Here is a 21,372-nt window from a genome sequence, read left to right as displayed (position 1 = left end):
CCTGTCAACCGGTCAATTGATTATTACCAATAGCCAGCATGAAACCTCAGGTTATAGGGTAAGTGTTACATCTCATCCAGCTCTGAACCGATGAGCGTGCCCAACAGCGAATTGGGCAGGGCCTCGTCAATACGGATGTCCGCAAAGCGGCCAATCAGCGCCGGATTGTCTGCGCGAAAATTCACCACCCGGTTGTTTTCCGTGCGGCCGGATAACTGCCCCGGGTCTTTTTTGCTGTAGCCGGTTACCAGTACCCGCTCGGTCTTGCCAACCATGCGGCGACTGATCTGTTGGGCCTGCTGGGTGATACGCGCCTGCAGGATTTGGAGCCGTTGCTTTTTCACAGCCATCGGGGTGTCGTCGGCCAGATCCGAGGCCGGAGTTCCCGGACGCGGGCTGTAGATAAAGCTAAAGGAGGTATCGAATCCAATATCGGCGATCAGGTCCATGGTCTTTTCAAAGTCGGCATCCGTCTCTCCGGGAAAACCGACGATAAAGTCCGAGGAAAAGCTTATATCCGGGCGCAACTTGCGGATACGTCGCATCTTGGATTTATACTCCAGAGCCGTATGCCCGCGCTTCATGGCCATCAAAATGCGATCCGAGCCGCTTTGCACGGGCAGATGCAGATGGCTGACCAGCTCGGGCACCTCGGCGTAGACATCGATAAGCGCGTCCGAAAACTCCACCGGGTGAGAAGTGGTGAAGCGAATGCGATCGATACCGTCAACGGCGGCGACAAAGGTGATCAACTCCGCTAGGTCGACAATGCCGCTGTCCGACTCGCCGCGGTAGGCATTGACGTTCTGTCCCAAAAGGTTGATCTCGCGCACGCCCTGACCCGCCAGGTGCACCACCTCAGCCATCACGTCTGCCACCGGCCGACTGACCTCTTCACCGCGGGTGTAGGGCACCACGCAGAAAGTGCAGTACTTCGAGCAGCCTTCCATGATGGAGACAAAGGCGCTGACACCGTCGGCGTCCGGCTGCGGCAGACGGTCAAATTTCTCGATTTCAGGAAAACTGATATCCACCACCACGGCGCCGTTTTCCCGTGGCTGTTCGATCATTTCAGGCAGGCGATGCAGTGTCTGCGGGCCGAAGATCAAGTCCACGTAGGGCGCGCGCTCGGCAATGGCGGCCCCCTCCTGGCTGGCGACACAGCCGCCCACGCCAATGATCATGCCCGGCTTTTTCTCCTTCAGCTGCTTCCAACGGCCGAGCTGATGAAAGAGCTTGTCCTGGGCCTTTTCGCGGATCGAGCAGGTATTGATCAACACCACATCTGCCTCCTCGGGGTCCTCGGTCGCCACCATTTGGTGGGATTCGCCCAGAAGATCACGCATGCGCGACGAATCGTACTCGTTCATCTGGCAGCCGTGGGTCTTGATGTAGAGCTTTTTCACCGGTGTTTCGGTCGCGGACATAAAACAGGACCTGCTGTGGGACGGAAATTCAAGGCCGCGCATTATAGCCATCTCACCGCTCAAATCCCATACTCCAACCACAAAAATCGACTGTTTTTTGTGCAAGAATCTTCCATAGCCAGCTGGATATGCTATTCTTCGCGCCCTTTTCCAGCCCCTTTCGCAGAGGATCTATGACCGGCAAACCTATCTACAAAGTCATCTTCCACAATCAAGGACAGATCTTTGAGGTATTCGCCCGAGCCATCTACCAGAGCGAGATGTACGGGTTCATCGAAATCGAAGAGTTCGTCTTTGGCGAGCGCAGCCAGGTCGTGGTCGATCCGGGCGAGGAAAAGCTCAAGAATGAGTTTGCCGGGGTCAAGCGCTCCTACGTGCCCATGCACGCGATTGTACGTATCGACGAGGTCGAGAAAGAGGGCTCTGCCAAGGTCAGCGAATTCAAAGGCGACAAGGTCACCCCCTTTCCCTACGGCGGTATGATGCCGGGCGACTCTTAACCCGGAGCCGCCACTGGCGCTCGGCCGCTTTGGCGATAGGCCGGATCAGAGCTGGCATTTACTCCCGCAGTACAATCTTTTAGCATCCTTGGTATATACGCACTGAGCCAAGGGAGCTTGCCGTGCTCGAAACCATTGTCAGTTACCTTCACTATATCGGCTTCATGACCCTGTTCGCCGCTCTGCTCGCTCAGCACTTACTGTTTTCACGCCAATTGAGCCCAGCTGAGGTTATCCGCTTGGCACGGATCGATGGTCTTTACGGGGCGAGCGCTCTCGTGGTGCTGATGACAGGACTGCTGAAAGTCTTCGCGGTCGGCACCCCAGCTGAATTTTATCTGGCCAACGGTTTCTTTCATGCCAAAGTCGGCGTCTTTGTACTCACCGGCTTGCTCTCTGCCTGGCCCACTGTGAGGTTTGTCAGAGCCCGCCGCGAGGCGAACAGCGCCGGGCCGAGCGCAACGGTGTCGCTGCCCGGTGCAATCGCGCACCTGCAACGGATGCAACTGGCCGGTGTGCTGCTGATCCCTCTTCTCGCCGCACTCATGGTGCGCTACCCCCTCTAGGAGCCAGCTGTGGACTACGATCTCACCGTCATTGGTGCCGGTATTACCGGTGCCGGAGTCGCCCAAGCCGGGGCTGCGGCCGGCTATAAAGTGCTGTTGCTGGAAGCGGGAGAGGTCGGCCATGCCACCTCGAGTAAATCCAGCAAGCTCATTCACGGTGGCCTGCGCTATCTGGAATCGGCGCAGCTTTCGCTGGTGCGCGAATCACTCCACGAACGCGAGCTGCTCCTGAAGCTGGCTCCCGGTTTGGTCAAGCTCGCACCGCTGCACATTCCCGTCTACGAGAGCAGCTCGCGCTCACGCGCCACTATTTTTGCGGGACTGAGCCTATACCGCCTGCTCTCGGGCTGGGACCCTAGCACCCGCTTTACTCAGCTTAAGCCCTCGCAGTGGGAGGCTCTTGATGGCATCAACACTCAGGGGCTCAGAGGCGTTTTCCGCTACTACGAGGCCCAGACGGACGATCGCCAGTTGACGCGCGCCGTGGTCGCCTCTGCCTGCTCACTCGGTGCCGAGCTCCAAACCGGAGCGCGGCTGACAAGCGCTGCACGCCACGCCTTTGGCTGTGACCTGGAGTATGTCAAAAGTAGCCAACACCACCATCTTCGCACCCGGGTGCTGATCAACTGCGCTGGCCCTTGGGCGGCGCAGGTCAACGGCCTGATTGACCCGGCTCCCGAGCTGCCCGGCATCGATTTGGTGCAGGGCAGCCATCTGCTGCTGCCCCCTTTGCTACAGCATCACTACTACCTTGAGTCGCCAACCGATGGCCGGGCGGTCTTTGCCCTGCCCTGGCGGGGGCAGCTGCTTGTGGGCACCACCGAGACGCCGCACACAGGCGCGCCGGAGGCGGCTGAGTGCCACCCCCAGGAAATGCACTACCTGATTAATGTGCTGAAGCACTACTTCCCGCAGCTTCATATACTGCCCTCCAGCGCCGAGACTTTTGCCGGCTTGCGCGTACTGCCCCACAGTAATGCAGCAGCCTTTGGTCGCAGTCGCGAGGTGATGATGATCGCCGACAATCAGACCACCCCGCGGGTGCTGACTGTTATGGGCGGTAAACTCACCACTTACCGAGCCACGGCGCGCCAGGTGATAGAACGAGTTTACCCTTCACTCCCTGCGGCCCGGGGAATCGCCGACACCGCGCAGCTGCCGCTCAGTCCCTGATAATCAGAGCTTACAAAAGTGCAGCGAGCATCTGGATGCGGAGTGACGCCCGCTTATAGTCCACCTGGATAGATCCTGGGCATTGGGCAAGACTGTAGCAATCGGGTATGATCTTCGCGCATGAATAACAACAGCGACTGAAACCCCATGCGCGAGTTCGTCATCAAACATTTGCACAAAGTCTACATCGGCCTTTTGCTGGTGTGCTCTTTGAGTGTCTACACCGTCGGCATTGGCCATCCAAACGCCCTGTTCTGGGATGAGAACTATCACATCGCCTCAGCGCAAAAGTACATCGACAGCGTCATGTACATGGAGCCTCACCCACCGCTCGGAAAACTGCTTATGGCAGGCAGCGAAGCGGCTCTCGGCCTGAACAGTGACAAAGACAAATCAAAGTTTTCCGAAACCGATTACCTGCGCGACAATCATCTTCCTGAGGGCGGCATTGATTACTTCGCTTTCCGCTTGCCCTCTGCGCTGCTGATGGTACTCGCGGTACTGTTCTTTTACGGCATCGTACGACGCGTCAGCAACAACAGCCACCTGGCGTTTGCTTTTAGTTTTTTACTCATCTTTGATAACGCGCTGGTGATACACGCGCGCTCCGCCATGCTCGAGGGCATACAGCTGTTTTTTATTCTGGGCGCAATCTATCAGTGCGTGCGTGTGATCACGAGCCACTTCCAGAAAGACCGTACTATTCGACTTCCAGACTATGCGCTGCTTGGCGTGTGGATAGGCTTGGCGATCTCCGTCAAGGTTAACGGGGCGGTGTTGCTGTTGCTGTTTGTCATGCTCTACGGTGCGGACCAGTGGCAGGCCATCAGGGGGCTGCGCATAGCAACGCTGTTAAAGCGTTTGCTGAGCACCGTCCCGGCAGGAGTTCTTCCTCTCATTGCGGTTTTTCTCAGCATATTTTATTTGCATATTGGCCTTGGTGGCGAGATGCCGACGCATAAAGACTACGATGCCAGCCCGGAGTACCGCGAGCAGATTAACAATGGCCAGAGCTGGTCACCAGCCACTTTTTGGACCGGGCTTCAGGACAACAGCCGCTACATGTCCAAGTACGCTGACGGTGTCCCCCGACTCGATGTCTGCAAAGACGGCGAAAACGGCAGCTACGCGCTGGGCTGGCCGCTGGGAACCAAAACCATTAACTATCGCTGGTCAAAACAAACAACGGACGGCACCACCTATGTGCGCTACCACAATCTGGTGGCCAATCCGGCGGTGTGGTTTTCCGTGCTCGCGGGCATCATCCTTTCCAGCGGCTTGATCATCAGTCGCTACGTCTATCAACAACCGGTCAAGAACAACGCCCTGTTCTACTGGATACTGGCTTTTACGGTTCTGTACTTCAGCTACATGCTTGCGATCTTGCAAATTGAGCGGGTCATGTACCTGTACCACTATTTAGTGCCACTGGTTTTCGGCTGCCTCAATTTAGCTCTGATCTTTCAATACTTGTTTTACGAGGAGTTCGAGAAAGGCTCGCGGCACACCTATGCCAACCTGGCGGGCTTTGTAGCGCTCGTGACCGGTGTTTTTTTCGTCTTCGCCCCCTTTACCTACAGCTGGGAGCTGACCGAAGCCCAGTTTGCCATGCGCAACTGGTTTGAATTCTGGAAACTGGAGCTGGTGCGCTAATGACCAAGAACTCGCTGCTCTCACTCTTGCTGATCGGCTTTGCCGTGCTCGTTGTCATTCGTTTGATTCCGCCCTCCGTGGATGAAATTCTGGAGATGACGCTCAGCAAAAACGCTGAGAACATTACAGCCATCACCCAGGCGCGCAACATCACTGAAACCAGAACCCTGATGATCGACAAGGTGGAACTCAACCACAACAATCGCTTCGGTCATTCGGTGCTCGGCCCGCTGGGCTGGTCGGAACATTTTTTTGCCGATATCGAAACCCGCTTTCGCGTTGCCGAAAAAGCACGCTACCGGTTTATGGTGGGAAGCGACGACGGTTTCCGCCTGAGCATCGACGGCAAGCTGCTGTGCCAACACGTCAAAGACCGTCCTTTTCGCAAGCAGTCCTGTTACCAGACCCTCGAGGAAGGAGAGTATCAATTGAGCCTCAGCTACTTTCAAGGTTATGGCAATGCCGGCCTGACCCTTGAGGCCGGCCGAGATAGCGGGGACAAACCGGTGTTTTGGGGCGACGCCATCGCCGGCATAGAGTACCTGCCTGTCAGCGGCAAACCTTAAACCCTTGCACAGCTCAGGCAGGGTTCGGAGCTGTGCAAGGAATAAACATTTTTAACAAATTCCCCACATCATTTTCTCCACCACTCTGTTAAGTTTACCGTAACACAGATTGGTTACGGAGCACGATAATGGCAAATAGCACTTTCAAACTGGGGAGCTGGTTGCTCGGCGGTCTTCTCGCCACATCACTCGCCGGTTGCGGCAGTGACGATGACGACAATGGCGCCTCCGCTCAAAAGCCCGGGGCCGCTAGCGTCACCACCGAGGTTTCCACCAAGAGCCTTACCCTATCCTGGGATCCGGTCGCCGGCGCGGACTCCTACCGCGTTTATCACGATCCGGACGGCAGCTCTGGCCTCGACGACATCAGCGGCGCTCTTTCCGGCACCGAATATCAGGTATCGCTCGCCGCCCACTTGACGGATTGGGAGGACGGACGATTTGTAGTAGAGGCTTGCAACAGCGCCGGCTGCACGCCCAGTGGCGATCTGTTTATTGAAGATGCTGTCTTGGATGCGATTGGTTATTTTAAAGCGGCGTCGGCAGATAACGACGCCGCTTACGGGTTTAGTCTCGCCCTTTCAGAAAACGGATCCACGCTTGCTGTTGGCTCACCACGATATGATCTTTCCGAAAGTGACTTTCTTGCCGATGACTCAGGTACCGTCTATCTATACGCACGCGAAGATGGCGACTGGGTGCTCAGGCATCAGTTTAAAAATCCAGCGGCGGAGGACAGCGCGCGCGATTACTTTGGCTACTCAGTGTCACTATCGGCAGATGGCACTAAGCTTCTTATCAGCGCTCCTCAAGAAGATGGCGGCGGCAGAACAATCAATGAACCTGATCGCAGCAAAGGCAGATTAAATTCTGGCGCTGCTTTTTTGTACGAAAGCATCAACGGTCAGTGGCAAGAAACTACTTATTTCAAAGCTTCGAACGCTGATACAGACGATTACTTTGGTATTCGGGCGATATTGACGCCAGACGGGAATACAGCCCTTGTCAGCGCTCCCTTTGAAGCCAGCAATGACGCGGGTATTAATGGTAATCAAGACGACAACAGCATTCCACAGGCCGGGGCTGTTTACGCCTTTGAAAACGCCAATGGAGAATGGGCACAAACTCATTACATAAAGCCAGCCATACCCTCGCAGCCGGAGAGATTCTGCTTTGACCCTCGCCCCGGAAACAATGAGTGTTACGAGAGGGCTCCTTCGCGATTTGGGTATGGCCTTGGCGTATCCAACGATGGCAACACCTTGGCCATTGGGGCTCCAGGTGACGGCTCTATCACTTCGGGCATCAATGGCAGCATGGACGACTACCGCGGAAAAAACTCCGGGGCCGTCTTTATTCTGCGCAAAGATCAGGGGGTATGGGAGCACACCGACTACATCAAATCGTCCAATCCCGATATTGATGACGAATTTGGGTACAGCCTCGCCCTCTCAGCCGATGGAAATACCTTGGCCGTGGGAGCCCCCTATGAAGACAGCCTTCACACAGGCGTTACAGCACAGAGCCAACTGGATAATCTCGACTTCACCAATGAACAAGAAACAGAGCAGGACTCAGGCGCTGCCTACTTGTTCAGTTTCGATGGATCCAACTGGGCGCAGACCAGCTTCATAAAAGCGCAGCACGCCGATGAAAATGACCTTTTTGGTTTTAGCATTAGCCTGGATGCCGAGGGCAAGATTCTGGCCGTAGGGGTTCCACGGGACGACTCTGAAGCCCGGGGCATCTCCGAGCTTTGGAGTAATGGCAGCGACCCGGCGGCTGGCGGCGCCTACGTATACCGCAACCTCACCGGAGAAGCCTGGACATTGGGCAATTATGTCAAGGCAAGCAACACCGACGCCAATGACACCTTCGGCCGTTCTCTGACCTTATCAGCCGACGGCGCCACCCTGGCGGTGGCTGCCACTGGTGAAGACAGCCGAGCCACGGGTGTGAACGGTGACCAAGCCGATGACACCGGCGATGCCACTGGCGCTGTCTACCTCTACTAGCCCGCCCAGCCCGCGGGCGAGGCCCACGGGAATTCTCTGAAGATTTCACGGTCTTAGGCTGCCTGATGGCGGCCTTTGCCGCTCTAGGCGTTGACACACCCGGCCGGGGCGGACAGAATCCCCGGCTCACACCATAATTCAGGAAGCTGCTGCATGAGAGACCCGTTTCACCCTACCTTTAAGCGACTGAACCTGGTTACCGGCCTGATTGCCGCCCTCACCCTGGCCGGCTGCGGCAGCGATGATGACGGCGACTCCTCCGCCTCCAGCAGCTCGGTCAGCTCCTCCAGCAGCAGCGCATCATCCGTCTCGAGCAGTAGCAGCAGCGCTGGCGGCAACGCCGCCTGGCCCGACCTGAATGTTGAAAGCAGTGCACCGAAAACCCTGCGCATTTACTGGGATGCGGTTGAGGGCGCGAGTTTCTACCGCCTCTACAAGGACCCCGACGGCAGCAGCGGCTATACCCAGATCGGCGGCGATCTCACCGCACCAGAAGCCTTGGATGAAGTGAGCGTGCACAAGACCGACTGGAGCGAGGCCCGCTATATGGTGGAGGCCTGCGTCAGCGCCAATGACTGCAGCAACTCCAATGAAACCCTCGCCCTGGATGCCATGGTCGATGCCATAGGTTACCTCAAGGCTTTCAACACTGAAGAGCAAGACTGGTTTGGCTGGGATCTGGCGGTCTCAAGCGACGGCAAAACACTCGCCGTCAGTGCCACCCAGGAAGACTCTCTGGCACGCGGTATCAATGGCGACGAAGAGGACAACACCAACTTTGCCACCGGCGCCGTCTATGTCTATTATCGCTCAGACGCTGGCTGGGAGCGTCAAGCCTACATCAAAGCCTCGAACACCGAACAAAAACGTACCGCGGAAAACAGCGATGGCGAAGACATCGATTACTACATCACCCAGGATCGATTTGGCTATGCCCTCGACCTGTCGGATGACGGCAATGTTCTCGCGGTGAGCGCCCTGCGCGAAGACAGCAACGCCCGCGGCGTGAACGGCGAGGAAGACAATAATGCCGCCAGTGACGCCGGCGCCGTTTACTTGTTTGAGCGCAGCGAGGGCAGCTGGACTCAGACGGCCTACGTCAAGGCCTCAAATACCCCGGAAGAGGAAAGCAGCTCGTCTTCCAGCAGCAGCTCATCGTCGAGCAGCAGTTCCAGCTCGAGCTCCAGCAGCGAAGACCCGGACACCGACACAGCGGGAGATCGATTCGGCTACTCGCTGGCGCTGTCGGGCGATGGCAACACCCTGGCGGTCGGCGCTGTCGGCGAGGACAGCGATGATGGCGGCATCAACGGCGACGAGAGCCTGAACGTACAAACAGGCTCGAACTCCGGCGCCGTTTATGTTTTTTCGCGCAAAGCCGACGGCTGGTCTCAAGATGCCTACGTGAAAGCGCAAACTCCTCGTAACGGAGATTTGTTTGGCTCCAGCGTCGCCCTCTCTCACAGCGGTGACACCTTGGTGGTAGGCGCTATCGGCGAAGATCTTATGGCCACCGGCGTAGACGGCGAAATACCCGACAATCAACTGACACCCGGACGCAGCTCTTACTACGACGGCGTCTTCAACGGTGCCATAGGCGCGGCTTATGTTTTCCGGCTAACCGACCAGACCTGGGCCCAGGAAGCGTATCTAAAGCCCTCGTTCGCCTTTGAGACCGTCTATTTTGGTCAGGCACTGGCGCTGTCGAGCGATGGCAATACCCTGGCGGTGGGCGCCTACGGCGAAGGCAGCATGGCGACCGGCGTTAATGGCGACCCCGAAGACTACGCCGAGCTGGCGGAAGTGGCCGAGGGCGAACAGCGACCCGCCTCGGCGCGCTTTTCCGGCGCTGCCTTTCTGTTCGAGCGTTCATTGGGTAACTGGCAACAGACCACTTACTTCAAGGCGAGCAATCCCGAAGTCAACGATCAGTTTGGCTATGCCCTTGACCTCACAGCCGACGGCAATACCCTGGCGGTCAGCGCCTACTTTGAGGACAGCAGCGCCATCGGTGTGGACGGCAACCAGAGCGATAACAGCGCAACCCGCTCCGGCGCTGTGTATCTGTTTGAAAAGGTTAACGACAGCTGGAGCCAGAGCCGTTACATCAAGGGCAAAGCCGCCGATGAAAACGACCGTTTCGGCCGCGCCGTCAGTCTATCCGGCGATGGTGACATCCTGGCCGTATCGGCTCACCGCGAAGCCGGTAGCGGCAAAATTCTCGCAGGCGACTCCGCCGACAATTCAGCGCCCGCCGCAGGTGCCGCACTGCTCTACTAATGACGTAAAGCGGGGCTGATCGAGAAAGATCAGCCCCGGCTGCGCTAGACAGCGAGATTGACCTGTTGCACCAGACCGGTGGTGCCGTCTTCGCGCAAGTAAACGCTGCTGGAGGCAACCTCCCCCAAAGTCTCATTACCCGCCCCCTTGAGCGTGAAGGGGCTACTCACATGGCCCAGATAGATGGCGCCGACGCCCGCGTCCCCCAGAGCGATCAACTGCTGTGAACCATCCTCAAAGCGCCGCCAAATGCGCAACTGGCGGTAGATAGCATCGGCCTCGTCAATAAAGCCATTGCCATCTTCGTCAAACTCGGCCAACTCGGTAAAGCCATTGCCACTTTGGGGGCCAAACAGCTCCTTGCCATTGGCAATACGACCGTCGCCATCGCGATCGAGGGCGAGGTAGCCACTGCCTGGGGCGAGCGCGGCGATCTGCTCCGCCTCGCCGTTGGCATCCAAATCAAACTCGAAGCGCTCATCGCTCAGGCGCGCACCGCGACCATCAAAATTGATCACCAGCGGGTCAATGAGTGCGGCATCGCCCGCCCGAACGCTGAAAGACGTGCGCTCTATGTACTCGCGGCTCATATTCAGAGCAGCTGCGATATCCAACACCCGCCCATCGGCGGTGGTCACCTCGCCTTCAGCCCGAAAGCTCAAGGACTCGCTATCTCGGTACACTTGGTGGCGTTCATAGAGCATGCCAAACCCCTGGCCACCGGCCTCAGCCGCACTGGGGGCTACCGCAATGGGCATCTCCAGTGTGGCGGTTACCGGGCCGGCGTCAAACTCCGGCGCATTAAGGCGCAAGCGTCTGCCCGTGAGGCGGTAATACAGTTCTTTAAGCAGCAGGATTTGCAATTGATCGTCCGAGCTGAGCGGCACAGTAAAATCCAGCGACTGGCGCTCCAGGCGCAACAGCGACCCTGCGCGGGACAGGTCGGGGCCTGTTTCGGGCGCGTCTGGCATTACCCTGCGCTGCGGTGCCACACCCGGCTCAGAAAAGCGCAGCTCAAGGCGCTCGAAGGTGTGGGTCGTCTCTTGCTTTTGGTGCGCAACGGCAAAGCTGATGCGCGAATCGGCAACAATCATCGTAAAACCTCACAGGCAATTCTACCTGTGGGCTATCGGCTATTCGGCTGGGAAGGTTAAGGTTAAAAAGCGCTAATGAAAGAGTATTCTTACGCCAAAACTGTCTAAGTGTGCGGTCAGCTTTCGAGCCAGACTTCCTGCGCCCACTGCCAGACGCTCTGCCAGCGCTCGTCGGTCAAATCACCATCGCGCCAGAAGACCACTTCGCCCTCGGGCTCAACGCAATAATAATGGCCATTGATCTCGCAAAGAGGGACCAGATGCCGGGGCACCCCCTGAGACCAGGCGAGCGCTGCCACTTCGGGCAGATAGGTGTGAGCATAAGGATCGGCAGCTGTTACCGGCTCCATAGAGCCGTAGACCACATCACTGACCCTGAGGAGGAATTCGCGCATCTCTCGCGGCAGCGGCAGCAAGAGCTCTTCCTCTACCACCACCAGGGTATCCTCATCCGGCAGCTCAAGCGGCACGGGTACACTAATGCTGCTGTCTCGCAGCTCGTCGATCACATCGTCCATGGGTGCATCTCTATTAGGGCGAGCATTGGCATAGATAGATTGGCGCACTTCAGAAAGTAGAAAGCGGCTAGACTACCCCCTCGGCCCGCCAGTGACAAGCGCCTTGTCGTGGGCAGCATATCAGTGCCGCATGCTAATTGAGCCAGAATTGAGTAGACACTCGCAACCGCGATTGTTTCGCCACGCGTCTGGGCAAGGCAGCACCTTCAAAGGTGCTCTGTAAAAGTCAATAACTGGCAAGGTGACTGCACTCAACCAAACAACGACATTTGCTGATCGGTAATCGCCGCCAAGGAGTCATTGACAAAATACAGGATACCGTCGGCCACCGGTGCCAGTTGCCGCTCGCGGTAGTGTTCATAGTCGATGGGGCTGCGCACCTGCTCGGCAGGCTCGGGGCCATTCACCGTGATCAGATAACTGACCCAATCGCCACGACGCAAACTCTCTCCCGACCAATCCCGCCATTTACGCGCCGCCTGGACATGAGGAGGAATGTTTTTCTCGTAGTCGTCCAACCTGCGCCGCAGCCGCTTGCGGTACACCAGTTTGTCGTCACAGGATCCCGCCACCAACTCTTCCACGGCGTTTAGAATATATTGACGGTAACTCTCACCGGCAAAAACCCGACGATAGAGCTCGGTTTGAAACTCGCGAGCGAGACGAGTCCAATCCGTGCGCACAGACTCCAAACCCTTGAATACGAGCTCCTCGCCGTCCGGTCTGGACGCAAGACCGGCGTAGCGCTTTTTGCTGCCCTCCTCCGAGCCGCGCACGGTCGGCATTAAAAATTTGCGATAGTGAGTTTCAAATTCGATTTCCAGTGCGCTATCGATTTTGTATTTCTTCTCCAGCGTCTCCCGCCACCAATGATTCAACTGCCGGGCGAGCTCGCGACCAATGTCATAAGCGGCCTGAGTCTCGAGATTGCTGTCGTTCTCGCACAGCCAGACGAACAGGGAGTCTGTATCGCCATAGATAACGCGATACCCCTGCTGCTCAATCCACTGTTTGCTGGTCTGGATAATTTCATGTCCACGCAGGGTAATGGAACTGGCGATACGGGGATCGAAAAAGCGACACCCTGTGGAACCCAAGACCCCGTAAAAGGAATTCATAATGATCTTAATCGCGTAAGACAGGGGCTGATCCCCCTCCACCTTTGCTTTGTCTCTCGCCTGCCAGAGCTTTTCGATCATCTCCGGAAGCAGGGCCTGTTTTCGGTCGAATTCTGCACCGTTAAAGCCGGGCACAAAGCGCTGCCCCGAGCCCTGGCTCAGCCCAGCGCTCCAAAAAGCGCAGGGATCGATGTAAAAAGTACGAATAATACTCGGGTATAGACTTTTGAAATCCAATACCAAAACGTGGTCATAGATTCCCGGCACAGAATCCATGACATAGCCTCCGGGGCTGACAATGTCTGAGCGCAGTTCGCCGAGATTGGGAGCGATAAAGCCGGCGCGGTGCAGCCGGGGCAGGTAACTGTATTCAAAAGCCGCTACAGAGCCGCCGATCCGGTCTAATAGCAGACCCGTGAGTTGACTGCGGACAATGGCAAAATCCAGCAGTTTCTGCTGGGCAAAAATATCCCACACCAGCTGGCAATCTTTGAGGTTGTAGCGGGCCAGTGCCGGCTTATCGTCGCAAAACAGGCGGGCAATGTCTTCTCCTCGTGAGGCGCCATGCAGTAACTTGCCCTGTCCCAGTAGCTCGCCGGCCACCGCATCCAGGGCGTAGCTGTCGAACTGGTAGTTCGCCGCCTTAATCAGCTCTATGCCGTCGAGCATCACGCGCCCGGGGACGCTGATAAAACGTCGCCCTCCCTCGCCTTTTTCTTCTCGCCAGTGAATACGCTCACCAGCGCGCGCCAGCGTCAGAGGCATGCGTAGCCTTTCCGCGATACTTGTCAGCACCCAGAGATCAAACTGCACCAGATTCCAGCCAATCAGGGCGTCCGGGTCCTCGCTCTGGAGCCACTGCAAAAACAATTGCAGGCACTGCTTTTCGTCGGTGCAGTAGATGAGCTCCGCACCGTCTTCATCTGTAAGTGGTTGGCGTCCAGGCTTGTCGGCTACCATAAAAACACAGCGTGTTTCGGCCGACCAGACGCCGATGGAAAACAGCCGCTTGGCATCCATGGAGGTTTCGATATCCACCGAGGCGAGCTTCAGGGTCGGGCGGTAGTCGGCTGGCGCCAGCTTAGGGTCTATCGACATCGCCGCACGCCCGGCACTGTCGTCTATCAGGGCCCCCGCGGTGATAAAGCGCTCCATCAAAAAACGCTCAGGGGGGCGAATATCGGCCTCCCAGCAGGGAATGGTATGGGAGGTCAGGCGCTTTTCCGCTTCGCGCGCGAGGGACAATCGCTGAAAGTAAAGAGCCGCTACCGGTTTGCCCTCGCGGGTCTTCATGGGTAACAAGCGGCTGCGCCAACCACTGAGATCGCGCAAAATCGTTTCGGCCTCGGCGCTTTTTTTGGCAGGAATAAAGAATATTGCTTCCTGCTGGGTATGGCGCGTGCGCACAGGCCCCGAGGCCGTCGCCCACCAAAAATCCAGCTCCAGCCCTCGGGGAGTATCGCGCCAGGCGCGCGTCAGCAAAAAACCTTCACGCACACCTTTGCTCACATTACCCTTGGGCCAAAAGCTCGCGCAGATCGATAATAGCGGCGTTGGCCCGTGAAATGTATGACGCCATGACCAGAGAGTGATTGGCGAGCACGCCAAACCCGCTGCCGTTTAGAATCATAGGACTGTAGATCCGGTGCTGGGTCGCCTCCAGCTCGCGGATGATTTGCCGCAAGCTCACGAGGGCATTTTTCTTTTCCAGCACGTCGGCGAAATCACGCTCGACGCCCCGCAAAAAGTGAATCAGAGCCCAAGCGGAGCCGCGGGCTTCAAAATAAATATCATCGATTTCCAGCCAGGGGGTTTTGACGAAGTCTTCACCCGGCGTCGGCGTTGCCTGCACCGCTCCCGCTTCGCCCGCGAGATCCGTATTGATACGCTGTTGCCCGACACTAGCGCTCAGGCGCTGCGACAAATTGCCGAGACGAGTTTCCACCGTCGCCAACCAGTAGCGCAGGTTGTCGGCTCTTGCGAAAAACTGAGCGTTTTTCTGCGCGGGGTCCAGCAGCCGGTCGAGATAAAGGTCCAGACTTTTGATGCCCTCGCGATACTGGCGCTCGGTAGGCGGAAATAGCCAGCTGTCGTTATTGAAGTTAAAGCGAGATTCGGCCAGTGCCAGATCCTTGTCTTCCAGCGACTGGGACTGAGAGCGACTGAAAGCCTCGCGCATGGCTTTACTCATATCGCGCACCTGAATAATCACCCCGTACTCCCAGTTGGGCATGTTGTCCAACCACAAGCTGGGCGGCGTTACATCATTGCTCAGGTAGCCGCCGGGCTTATCCAGCAAAGTACTGGCAACAGCAATCAGGCTCACCGTTGTCGCCGCGCCCGTAACGGGCTTTTTATCCCGCTGCGCGAGGACGCTTTCGGTCCGAGCCTGCACGTTAAACAGCCCCGGCGTGTAGCTCCAGAAACACCCCAACACCAGTAGAAACAAGAGCAAAAGCGCCAAGGGAATCGCCAGCCAGGCAAAAGAGATGCGCCCGGACGAGCCGCCGCCGTCGGCCTGCGGGCGCGCTGTCCGGTCTGTCAATCGATGCCACGTTTGCTTTAGCCGTTCCATTGTCCGCCTCCGTTTCAGTGATGGTGCTGGTGGTCGCTGCTGTCAAAAACACTCTTCGTCACAGCAGGCACCTGCAGAGTGTCGCCATTGGCAAACGACAAGGTGATGTCCACGGCGTCTCCGGTACGCAGGGCACGATTAAAATCGAGCAGCATAATGTGCCAGCCACCCGGCGCAAACTCAAACGAGCCCGCCGCAGGCAGCTTAACCGATGCCTCGCGACGCATCTTCATCACACCGCCCTCGTTACGGTGCGAATGCAGCTCTGCTTTCGCGGCGCAGCTGCAGCTCACCGAGGTTAAGACGCGGTCTTTCTCTGCTCGGTTGCGCAGCGTCATAAAAGCGGCTGCATTTTTCTGCCCGGGCACCGGCAGGCGCACATAGGCATCACTGCTCAGTACATCGGCGGGAGACTGGGCCAGACTTTGTAAAGAACCTAGCACAAGGACAATGACAACAGTCAGTCGTAAAGGCAAAAGAACTCTCCTATTCTTCCAGTGGCGGTAAAAACTCAATTCTCGCCGGCGAACCAACCTGAATATCGCCGCGCAAGAGATAGCCCTTCACCGCCTCGCGCATGGTTTGGTAAATCCAGCGGCCCTGAGCGTCGCTGGCAGCCACAATCAGCACCATGTGATCGGTTTGCTTCGCGCGCCGGGCAAGCTGTACCAATTCGGTTTTAATGCCGTCCGACCGGCTGCCGAGTGCCCTGGCATCGAGCAGGGTGACATTGTCAGCCGCAGGGCGCTCTTGCGGTCGGGCAATGGCCTCGCGCTGCTGCTGTATCAAGCTCTGCACACCCTCATCCTGCGGCAGGATCCCAGCGGCTCGATCAAGATAAGTCTCCGCCTCGGCAAAGCGGCTGCGCTGAGCGGCATCGCGGGCCATGTCCAGATACCGCAGGACAATCGCCTGCAGCCCCAGGCGGGCCGCCTCGTTGCCAGGCTCAAGCACCAGAACCGAGGCATAGCGGTCGTAGGCATTGTCGTGGGCGGGCATCAGTAACCGGTCTCGCGACAGCGCCAGCTCGGCCCGATCGAGGAGGTGCTCGATCTGACGCTCTCGCCGCTCGGCTTTACTCAGCGGCGGCTGCGCCTGAACCTGAGCCTGTGACCCACCTGCCTCGGCCGGCGCCGGAGGCTGATTGCTGCAGGCGCCCAGCATAACCAACACACTCAATACCGCCCATCGAATCATTGTCTGTGCCAAACCAAGCTTGCCCCCGTGTCATGATTGCCCGACTGTCCCGCCGACAGCGACTAATCGCTCAGTCTATCGCGAGCGAGGACTGGCGGGCAACGCGCTGAACTTCGCTCTGAGGCAGAAGTCTCAGGCATCGCCCCCAGGCAAGAGCATTTGTAAAGCGCCGCCGGGGACGCCAAAATAGCCGATCCTAAAACATCAGATACGAGACTATGACCCGATACTGCTTCAGATGCCTGCTCACCCTCGGCCTGCTTACTACTCTCTTCACCGCCGGTCTCGACGCCCTGGCCGAAGAAAACGCCGGTTTGCAGCTGCTGCCCCCCGCATCGGGACCGGCCTCCCCGGCAGCAAAGCCAGCTCTGGGCAGCTCTACAGGCGCGGAACCGGAATTCCTTCCCGTCACCGAGGCCTATCTGGTTTCCAGCTGGCTGAAAGATGGCACTTTGACCGTTCATTGGGATATCGAACCCGGCTACTACCTCTATCAGGAACAGTTCAAGCTGACTCGCACCGATGGCAGCATACTGACGCCAAACTTTTCCGAGAGCATTGAGAAGTACGACGAGTACTTTGAAAAACACATGGCGGTCCATTACACCAGCGCCACCCTGACAGTAGCGCTCGCCGAGAAGAGCGCGCCCTTTGCCCTCAAGGTGCAATCACAGGGCTGCGCCGATGCTGGTCTGTGCTACCCGCCTCACGACGACTATTTTTATATCGATCCGGCCGCGGGCACCACCGAAATCATTGACGCTGAAGACTTCACATCGCAACCGAGACTCACCAAGCCGGCGCCGACCGCCAGTGCCGTGAAACTGGCCACAGCGCTGCTGTTCGCCTTGATCGGCGGGGTTATTCTCAACCTTATGCCCTGCGTCTTTCCGGTGCTCTCCATCAAGGTCATGAGCCTGGCCAGCGCCGACCGCTCGCGCCTGGCCCGCCACGGCTGGGCCTATACCGCCGGTATTGTGCTCTGCTTTATCGCCTTTGCCAGTATTCTCCTGATTGCACGCGCTGGCGGCGAAGCCATTGGCTGGGGTTTTCAGCTGCAATCGCCGCTACTCGTCGCCGCCTTGGTGTATCTGTTTGTCTTGATGGGGCTGGCACTGTCCGGCGTCATTAATCTGAGCGCCGGCTGGATGGGTGTCGGCCAGGGGCTGACTCAGCGCGACGGGCTCTCGGGCTCCTTTTTTACCGGCGTGCTGGCCGCTGTGGTCGCGAGCCCGTGCACCGCGCCCTTTATGGGTGTGGCCCTCGGATTCGCCCTGACCCAGCCTGCCGGCGTATCTCTGAGCGTGTTTGCCGCTCTGGGGCTCGGTATGGCCCTGCCACTGCTGTTGCTGTGTTACTTCCCCCGCCTGATTCACTACCTGCCAAAGCCGGGGCCATGGATGGACAGCCTCAAACAGGCTCTGGCCTTCCCCTTGTACCTGACCGCCATCTGGCTGCTATGGGTACTCGGCCGCCAGGCGGGCAGCGACTCGGTCATCGCCCTGCTGCTCGGTGCGCTGGCGTTCGCCTTTGCCCTCTGGCTCACCAGCCATAAACCGGCCGGACGCGTGGCCAAGGCTCTGGTCAGCATTGCCGCGGGCGCTTGCGTGGTGCTGGCCCTGGCCCTGCCCTACACCAGCCTAGAGCAGCGCGATTCTGAACTCTCCCGCTGGGAGGCCTACAGCGCCTCGCGGCTGGCTGAGCTTCGCGCCGACGGCCGCGGAGTACTGGTCAACCTCACCGCCAACTGGTGCCTGACCTGCTTGGCCAACGAACGCGTTACCCTGCACACCGATGCCGTGGAACAGGCATTTGATCGCTACCAAGTAGCCACACTGAAGGGCGACTGGACCAACCGCGACCCGGCCATTACCCAGCTACTGGATGAGTACAACCGCAGCGGTGTCCCGCTGTACCTCTGGTTCGCTCCCGGCAAAGAGGGGCCTGCGGAGATTTTGCCCCAACTACTGCGCAAAGAGCACCTATTGCGGGCCTTTGAACAGAGCTATAAACCGTAAAGCCTGTTTTTTGCCGACGATGGGAGCAATATCATGGAATTTTCTGCATTTTCTGCTATCGTGTAGACAATCCCATAAAAATAGCAGGGAAAATGCCGGAAAACGCTGTTTAAACTAGGCAGGCAATTTGGAAGGTGCGACAAAAATCATTCGAACGGACGCAAACGTGCAGGCATTTTTCAGGATTTTAAGAAAAACCCATCGCTGACATGGACAGGCGTGATAATTTGCGGCAAACTCCCGGCCTGAGTCCCCTGATCAGCCAATAGATCCGGGCTCAGGTGTGGCAAACGCTGCAGGGCACCCACAGAAACGACAGGCAAAAGGACACTAGCATGGCGAGCATATTGGTGTTGCACGGTCCCAACCTCAACCTGTTGGGCACTCGCGAACCCGGCCTATATGGCGCTACCGGGCTCGAAGACATCAACCGCCAATTGACCGAGCGCTGCCGAGAACTGGAACATCACCTGCTTTGCCTGCAAAGCAATGCCGAGTACGAGCTGATAGAGCGTATTCACGAGGCACGCGGTGAGGGCGTGGATTTTATTATCATCAACCCGGCTGCCTTCACCCACACCAGCGTGGCGCTGCGCGACGCTTTGCTGGCGGTAGACATTCCGTTTATCGAAGTGCACTTATCCAATGTGTACAAGCGCGAACCGTTTCGCCACACCTCTTATTTTTCCGATATTGCCGAGGGCGTTATTTGCGGCCTCGGCGCCGACGGTTACCAGCTCGCGCTGACCGCCGCTTTGGCGCGCTGCAAAAGCTGAGCCCCTGAAACAAATAGTCACCCACAAAGTGAGGGCAGGATGGATATTCGTAAAATTAAAAAACTGATAGAACTTCTGGAAGAGTCCGATATCGGCGAGCTGGAGATCAAAGAGGGCGAAGAGTCCGTGCGCATCAGCCGCAACTCCGGTCACGTCGCCATGAGCGCCCCGCAGGCCTATGCGCCCGCGCCGGCCCCAGCGCCCACCCCGGCACCGGCGCCCGCAAGTGAAGCCGCCAGCGCGCCGGAGCCGGCAGCACCGGCAGGCCATGTTGTCACCTCACCCATGGTTGGCACCTTTTACCGCTCTCCCAGCCCCGGCTCTCCGTCGTTTGTCGAAGTGGGCAAGCATGTTAAGGCCGGCGATGTCATCTGCATCATCGAGGCCATGAAAATGATGAACCAGATTGAAGCCGACAAAGCCGGCGTTATCGAGGCTATTTTGGTAGAAGACGGCGAACCTGTGGAATTTGACCAACCCCTGGTAACCATCGTTTAAGCACCCTGTGCCGATAGATATCGAGGAGTTGGTTTATGTTTGAGAAAATTCTGATTGCCAATCGCGGCGAAATTGCGCTGCGGATTCTACGTGCCTGTAAGGAAATGGGCATCAAGACCGTCGCGGTCCACTCGCAAGTGGATCGCGATTTGAAACACGTACGCCTGGCAGACGAGTCTGTCTGTATAGGCCCTAATCCGTCGCCCAAGAGCTACCTGAACATTCCAGCGATCATCAGCGCCATGGAAGTCACCGATTCGGTCGCCGTGCACCCGGGCTATGGCTTTCTGGCGGAAAACGCCGACTTTGCCGAACAGGTGCAAAAAAGCGGTTTTGTTTTTATCGGCCCGGACCCTGACGTCATTCGCCTAATGGGCGATAAGGTCTCGGCCATCGCTGCCATGAAACAAGCCGGCGTGCCGACCGTGCCCGGTTCTGATGGTCCGCTGCCGACGGAAGACCGCGACAAGTGCCAGGAAATCGCGCGGCGCATTGGCTACCCCATCATCATTAAAGCCGCCGCTGGCGGCGGTGGCCGGGGTATGCGCGTGGTTCACACCGAAGCCTCGCTGATGAGCTCCATTCACATCACCCAGGGCGAAGCCAAAAGCGCGTTTGGCGACGATACTGTCTACATGGAAAAGTTTCTGCAAAACCCGCGTCACGTGGAGATTCAGGTACTTTCCGATGGCCAGGGCAACGCCATTCATCTGGGGGATCGCGACTGCTCGCTGCAGCGGCGCCATCAGAAAGTTCTGGAAGAGGCGCCGGCACCGGGAATCCCGGAAGATGTGCGCGCCTCCACTGCGCAAGCCTGTGTCCAGGCCTGCATTGACATCAAATATAAGGGCGCGGGTACCTTTGAATTTTTGTACGAAGACGGCCGCTTCTATTTTATCGAGATGAACACTCGGGTTCAGGTAGAGCATCCAGTGACCGAGATGGTCACCGGCGTGGACATCATCAAAGAACAAATTCGGGTCTGCGCGGGCGAGAAACTGTCGATCACCCAGGACGACATTGTCATTCGCGGCCACGCCTTTGAATGCCGGATTAACGCCGAAGACCCAAAAACCTTTATGCCCTGCCCGGGCACCATCAAGAACTATCACCCGCCGGGCGGTTTTGGCGTGCGCGTGGACTCGCACCTGTACAGCGGCTACACCGTACCGCCCAACTACGACTCCATGATTGCCAAGATCATCACCCACGGCGAAACCCGCCTGGAGGCGCTCAACCGTATGCGCAATGCGCTGGAAGAGACCATTATCGACGGCATTCGCACCAATATTCCGCTGCAACAGCGACTGGTGCGCGACCCAGCCTTCCGCGAGGGCGGCGTCAATATTCACTATCTGGAGAAAAAGCTCGACGGTTAACTCCCGCAAGCCGCCCGCG

The 21,372-nt window shown here is 57.8% G+C and carries 18 protein-coding genes; 11 read left to right on the top strand and 7 right to left on the bottom strand.

The window, feature by feature from the left end; genetic code table 11:
- Nucleotides 1-65: 65 nt before the first annotated feature.
- Complete coding sequence (miaB, locus tag QWI16_RS12075) at nucleotides 66-1,427, bottom strand: tRNA (N6-isopentenyl adenosine(37)-C2)-methylthiotransferase MiaB (RefSeq protein WP_302713452.1); 1,362 nt, start codon at nucleotides 1,425-1,427, stop codon at nucleotides 66-68.
- Nucleotides 1,428-1,600: 173 nt separating this feature from the next.
- Here miaB and QWI16_RS12070 point away from each other — a divergent pair, with 173 nt between their 5' ends.
- The 7 genes from QWI16_RS12070 to QWI16_RS12040 all read left to right on the top strand — a co-directional run bounded on the left by QWI16_RS12070 (nucleotide 1,601) and on the right by QWI16_RS12040 (nucleotide 10,180).
- Nucleotides 1,601-1,927 (top strand): DUF1820 family protein, encoded by a 327-nt coding sequence (locus QWI16_RS12070; protein WP_302713450.1) that lies wholly within the window; start codon nucleotides 1,601-1,603, stop codon nucleotides 1,925-1,927.
- 122 nt (nucleotides 1,928-2,049) lie between these two features.
- Nucleotides 2,050-2,493: a DUF2214 family protein gene (locus QWI16_RS12065; protein WP_302713448.1), complete on the top strand. Its 444-nt coding sequence runs from the start codon at nucleotides 2,050-2,052 to the stop codon at nucleotides 2,491-2,493.
- A gap of 9 nt (nucleotides 2,494-2,502) precedes the next feature.
- Nucleotides 2,503-3,666: a glycerol-3-phosphate dehydrogenase/oxidase gene (locus tag QWI16_RS12060; protein WP_302713446.1), complete on the top strand. Its 1,164-nt coding sequence runs from the start codon at nucleotides 2,503-2,505 to the stop codon at nucleotides 3,664-3,666.
- Between the two features lie 147 nt (nucleotides 3,667-3,813).
- Entirely contained in the window at nucleotides 3,814-5,319 is a 1,506-nt protein-coding gene (locus tag QWI16_RS12055) for a phospholipid carrier-dependent glycosyltransferase (RefSeq protein ID WP_302713444.1), read from the top strand.
- On the top strand, nucleotides 5,319-5,885 hold the full coding sequence (locus QWI16_RS12050) for a PA14 domain-containing protein (RefSeq protein WP_302713443.1): 567 nt from the start codon (nucleotides 5,319-5,321) through the stop codon (nucleotides 5,883-5,885). Before QWI16_RS12055 ends, QWI16_RS12050 begins: the two co-directional genes overlap by 1 nt.
- Before the next feature lie 128 nt (nucleotides 5,886-6,013).
- Nucleotides 6,014-7,900: a hypothetical protein gene (locus tag QWI16_RS12045; RefSeq protein WP_302713442.1), complete on the top strand. Its 1,887-nt coding sequence runs from the start codon at nucleotides 6,014-6,016 to the stop codon at nucleotides 7,898-7,900.
- Nucleotides 7,901-8,053: 153 nt separating this feature from the next.
- Entirely contained in the window at nucleotides 8,054-10,180 is a 2,127-nt protein-coding gene (locus QWI16_RS12040; protein WP_302713441.1) for an FG-GAP repeat protein, read from the top strand.
- 44 nt (nucleotides 10,181-10,224) lie between these two features.
- Here the strand turns inward: QWI16_RS12040 and QWI16_RS12035 are convergent, their stop codons facing one another.
- The 6 genes from QWI16_RS12035 to QWI16_RS12010 form a co-directional block, all read right to left on the bottom strand.
- Nucleotides 10,225-11,274, bottom strand: a complete 1,050-nt coding sequence (locus QWI16_RS12035) for an SPM autocatalytic domain-containing protein (protein ID WP_302713439.1) — start codon at nucleotides 11,272-11,274, stop codon at nucleotides 10,225-10,227.
- 116 nt (nucleotides 11,275-11,390) lie between these two features.
- On the bottom strand, nucleotides 11,391-11,792 hold the full coding sequence (locus tag QWI16_RS12030; protein ID WP_302713437.1) for an SMI1/KNR4 family protein: 402 nt from the start codon (nucleotides 11,790-11,792) through the stop codon (nucleotides 11,391-11,393).
- Between the two features lie 251 nt (nucleotides 11,793-12,043).
- Nucleotides 12,044-14,407 (bottom strand): DNA polymerase II, encoded by a 2,364-nt coding sequence (locus QWI16_RS12025; protein WP_302713435.1) that lies wholly within the window; start codon nucleotides 14,405-14,407, stop codon nucleotides 12,044-12,046.
- A gap of 13 nt (nucleotides 14,408-14,420) precedes the next feature.
- A complete protein-coding gene (locus QWI16_RS12020; RefSeq protein ID WP_302713433.1) occupies nucleotides 14,421-15,485 on the bottom strand; it encodes a DUF2333 family protein in 1,065 nt (354 codons plus the stop codon).
- A gap of 14 nt (nucleotides 15,486-15,499) precedes the next feature.
- The gene (locus QWI16_RS12015; RefSeq protein ID WP_302713431.1) at nucleotides 15,500-15,961 is read right to left on the bottom strand and encodes a copper chaperone PCu(A)C; all 462 of its coding nucleotides are present in this window, start codon (nucleotides 15,959-15,961) and stop codon (nucleotides 15,500-15,502) included.
- Between the two features lie 10 nt (nucleotides 15,962-15,971).
- The gene (locus tag QWI16_RS12010) at nucleotides 15,972-16,682 is read right to left on the bottom strand and encodes a hypothetical protein (protein ID WP_302713429.1); all 711 of its coding nucleotides are present in this window, start codon (nucleotides 16,680-16,682) and stop codon (nucleotides 15,972-15,974) included.
- 218 nt (nucleotides 16,683-16,900) lie between these two features.
- On the opposite strand from QWI16_RS12010, the gene QWI16_RS12005 reads away from it, so the two are divergent.
- From QWI16_RS12005 to accC, 4 genes are all read left to right on the top strand, one after another.
- Nucleotides 16,901-18,700, top strand: coding sequence for a protein-disulfide reductase DsbD family protein (locus QWI16_RS12005; protein ID WP_302713428.1), 1,800 nt, complete (start codon nucleotides 16,901-16,903; stop codon nucleotides 18,698-18,700).
- 335 nt (nucleotides 18,701-19,035) lie between these two features.
- Complete coding sequence (aroQ, locus tag QWI16_RS12000) at nucleotides 19,036-19,476, top strand: type II 3-dehydroquinate dehydratase (RefSeq protein ID WP_302713427.1); 441 nt, start codon at nucleotides 19,036-19,038, stop codon at nucleotides 19,474-19,476.
- 39 nt (nucleotides 19,477-19,515) lie between these two features.
- Nucleotides 19,516-19,974, top strand: a complete 459-nt coding sequence (accB, locus tag QWI16_RS11995; protein ID WP_302713425.1) for an acetyl-CoA carboxylase biotin carboxyl carrier protein — start codon at nucleotides 19,516-19,518, stop codon at nucleotides 19,972-19,974.
- A 35-nt stretch (nucleotides 19,975-20,009) separates the two neighbouring features.
- The gene (gene accC / locus QWI16_RS11990) at nucleotides 20,010-21,353 is read left to right on the top strand and encodes an acetyl-CoA carboxylase biotin carboxylase subunit (protein WP_302713423.1); all 1,344 of its coding nucleotides are present in this window, start codon (nucleotides 20,010-20,012) and stop codon (nucleotides 21,351-21,353) included.
- Nucleotides 21,354-21,372 lie beyond the last annotated feature (19 nt).

Source organism: Gilvimarinus algae (assembly GCF_030518215.1).
GTDB classification, from domain to species: Bacteria; Pseudomonadota; Gammaproteobacteria; order Pseudomonadales; family Cellvibrionaceae; genus Gilvimarinus; species Gilvimarinus algae.
Note: the sequence above shows the minus strand (reverse complement) of the source record. Positions and strands in the feature narration are given on the sequence as shown.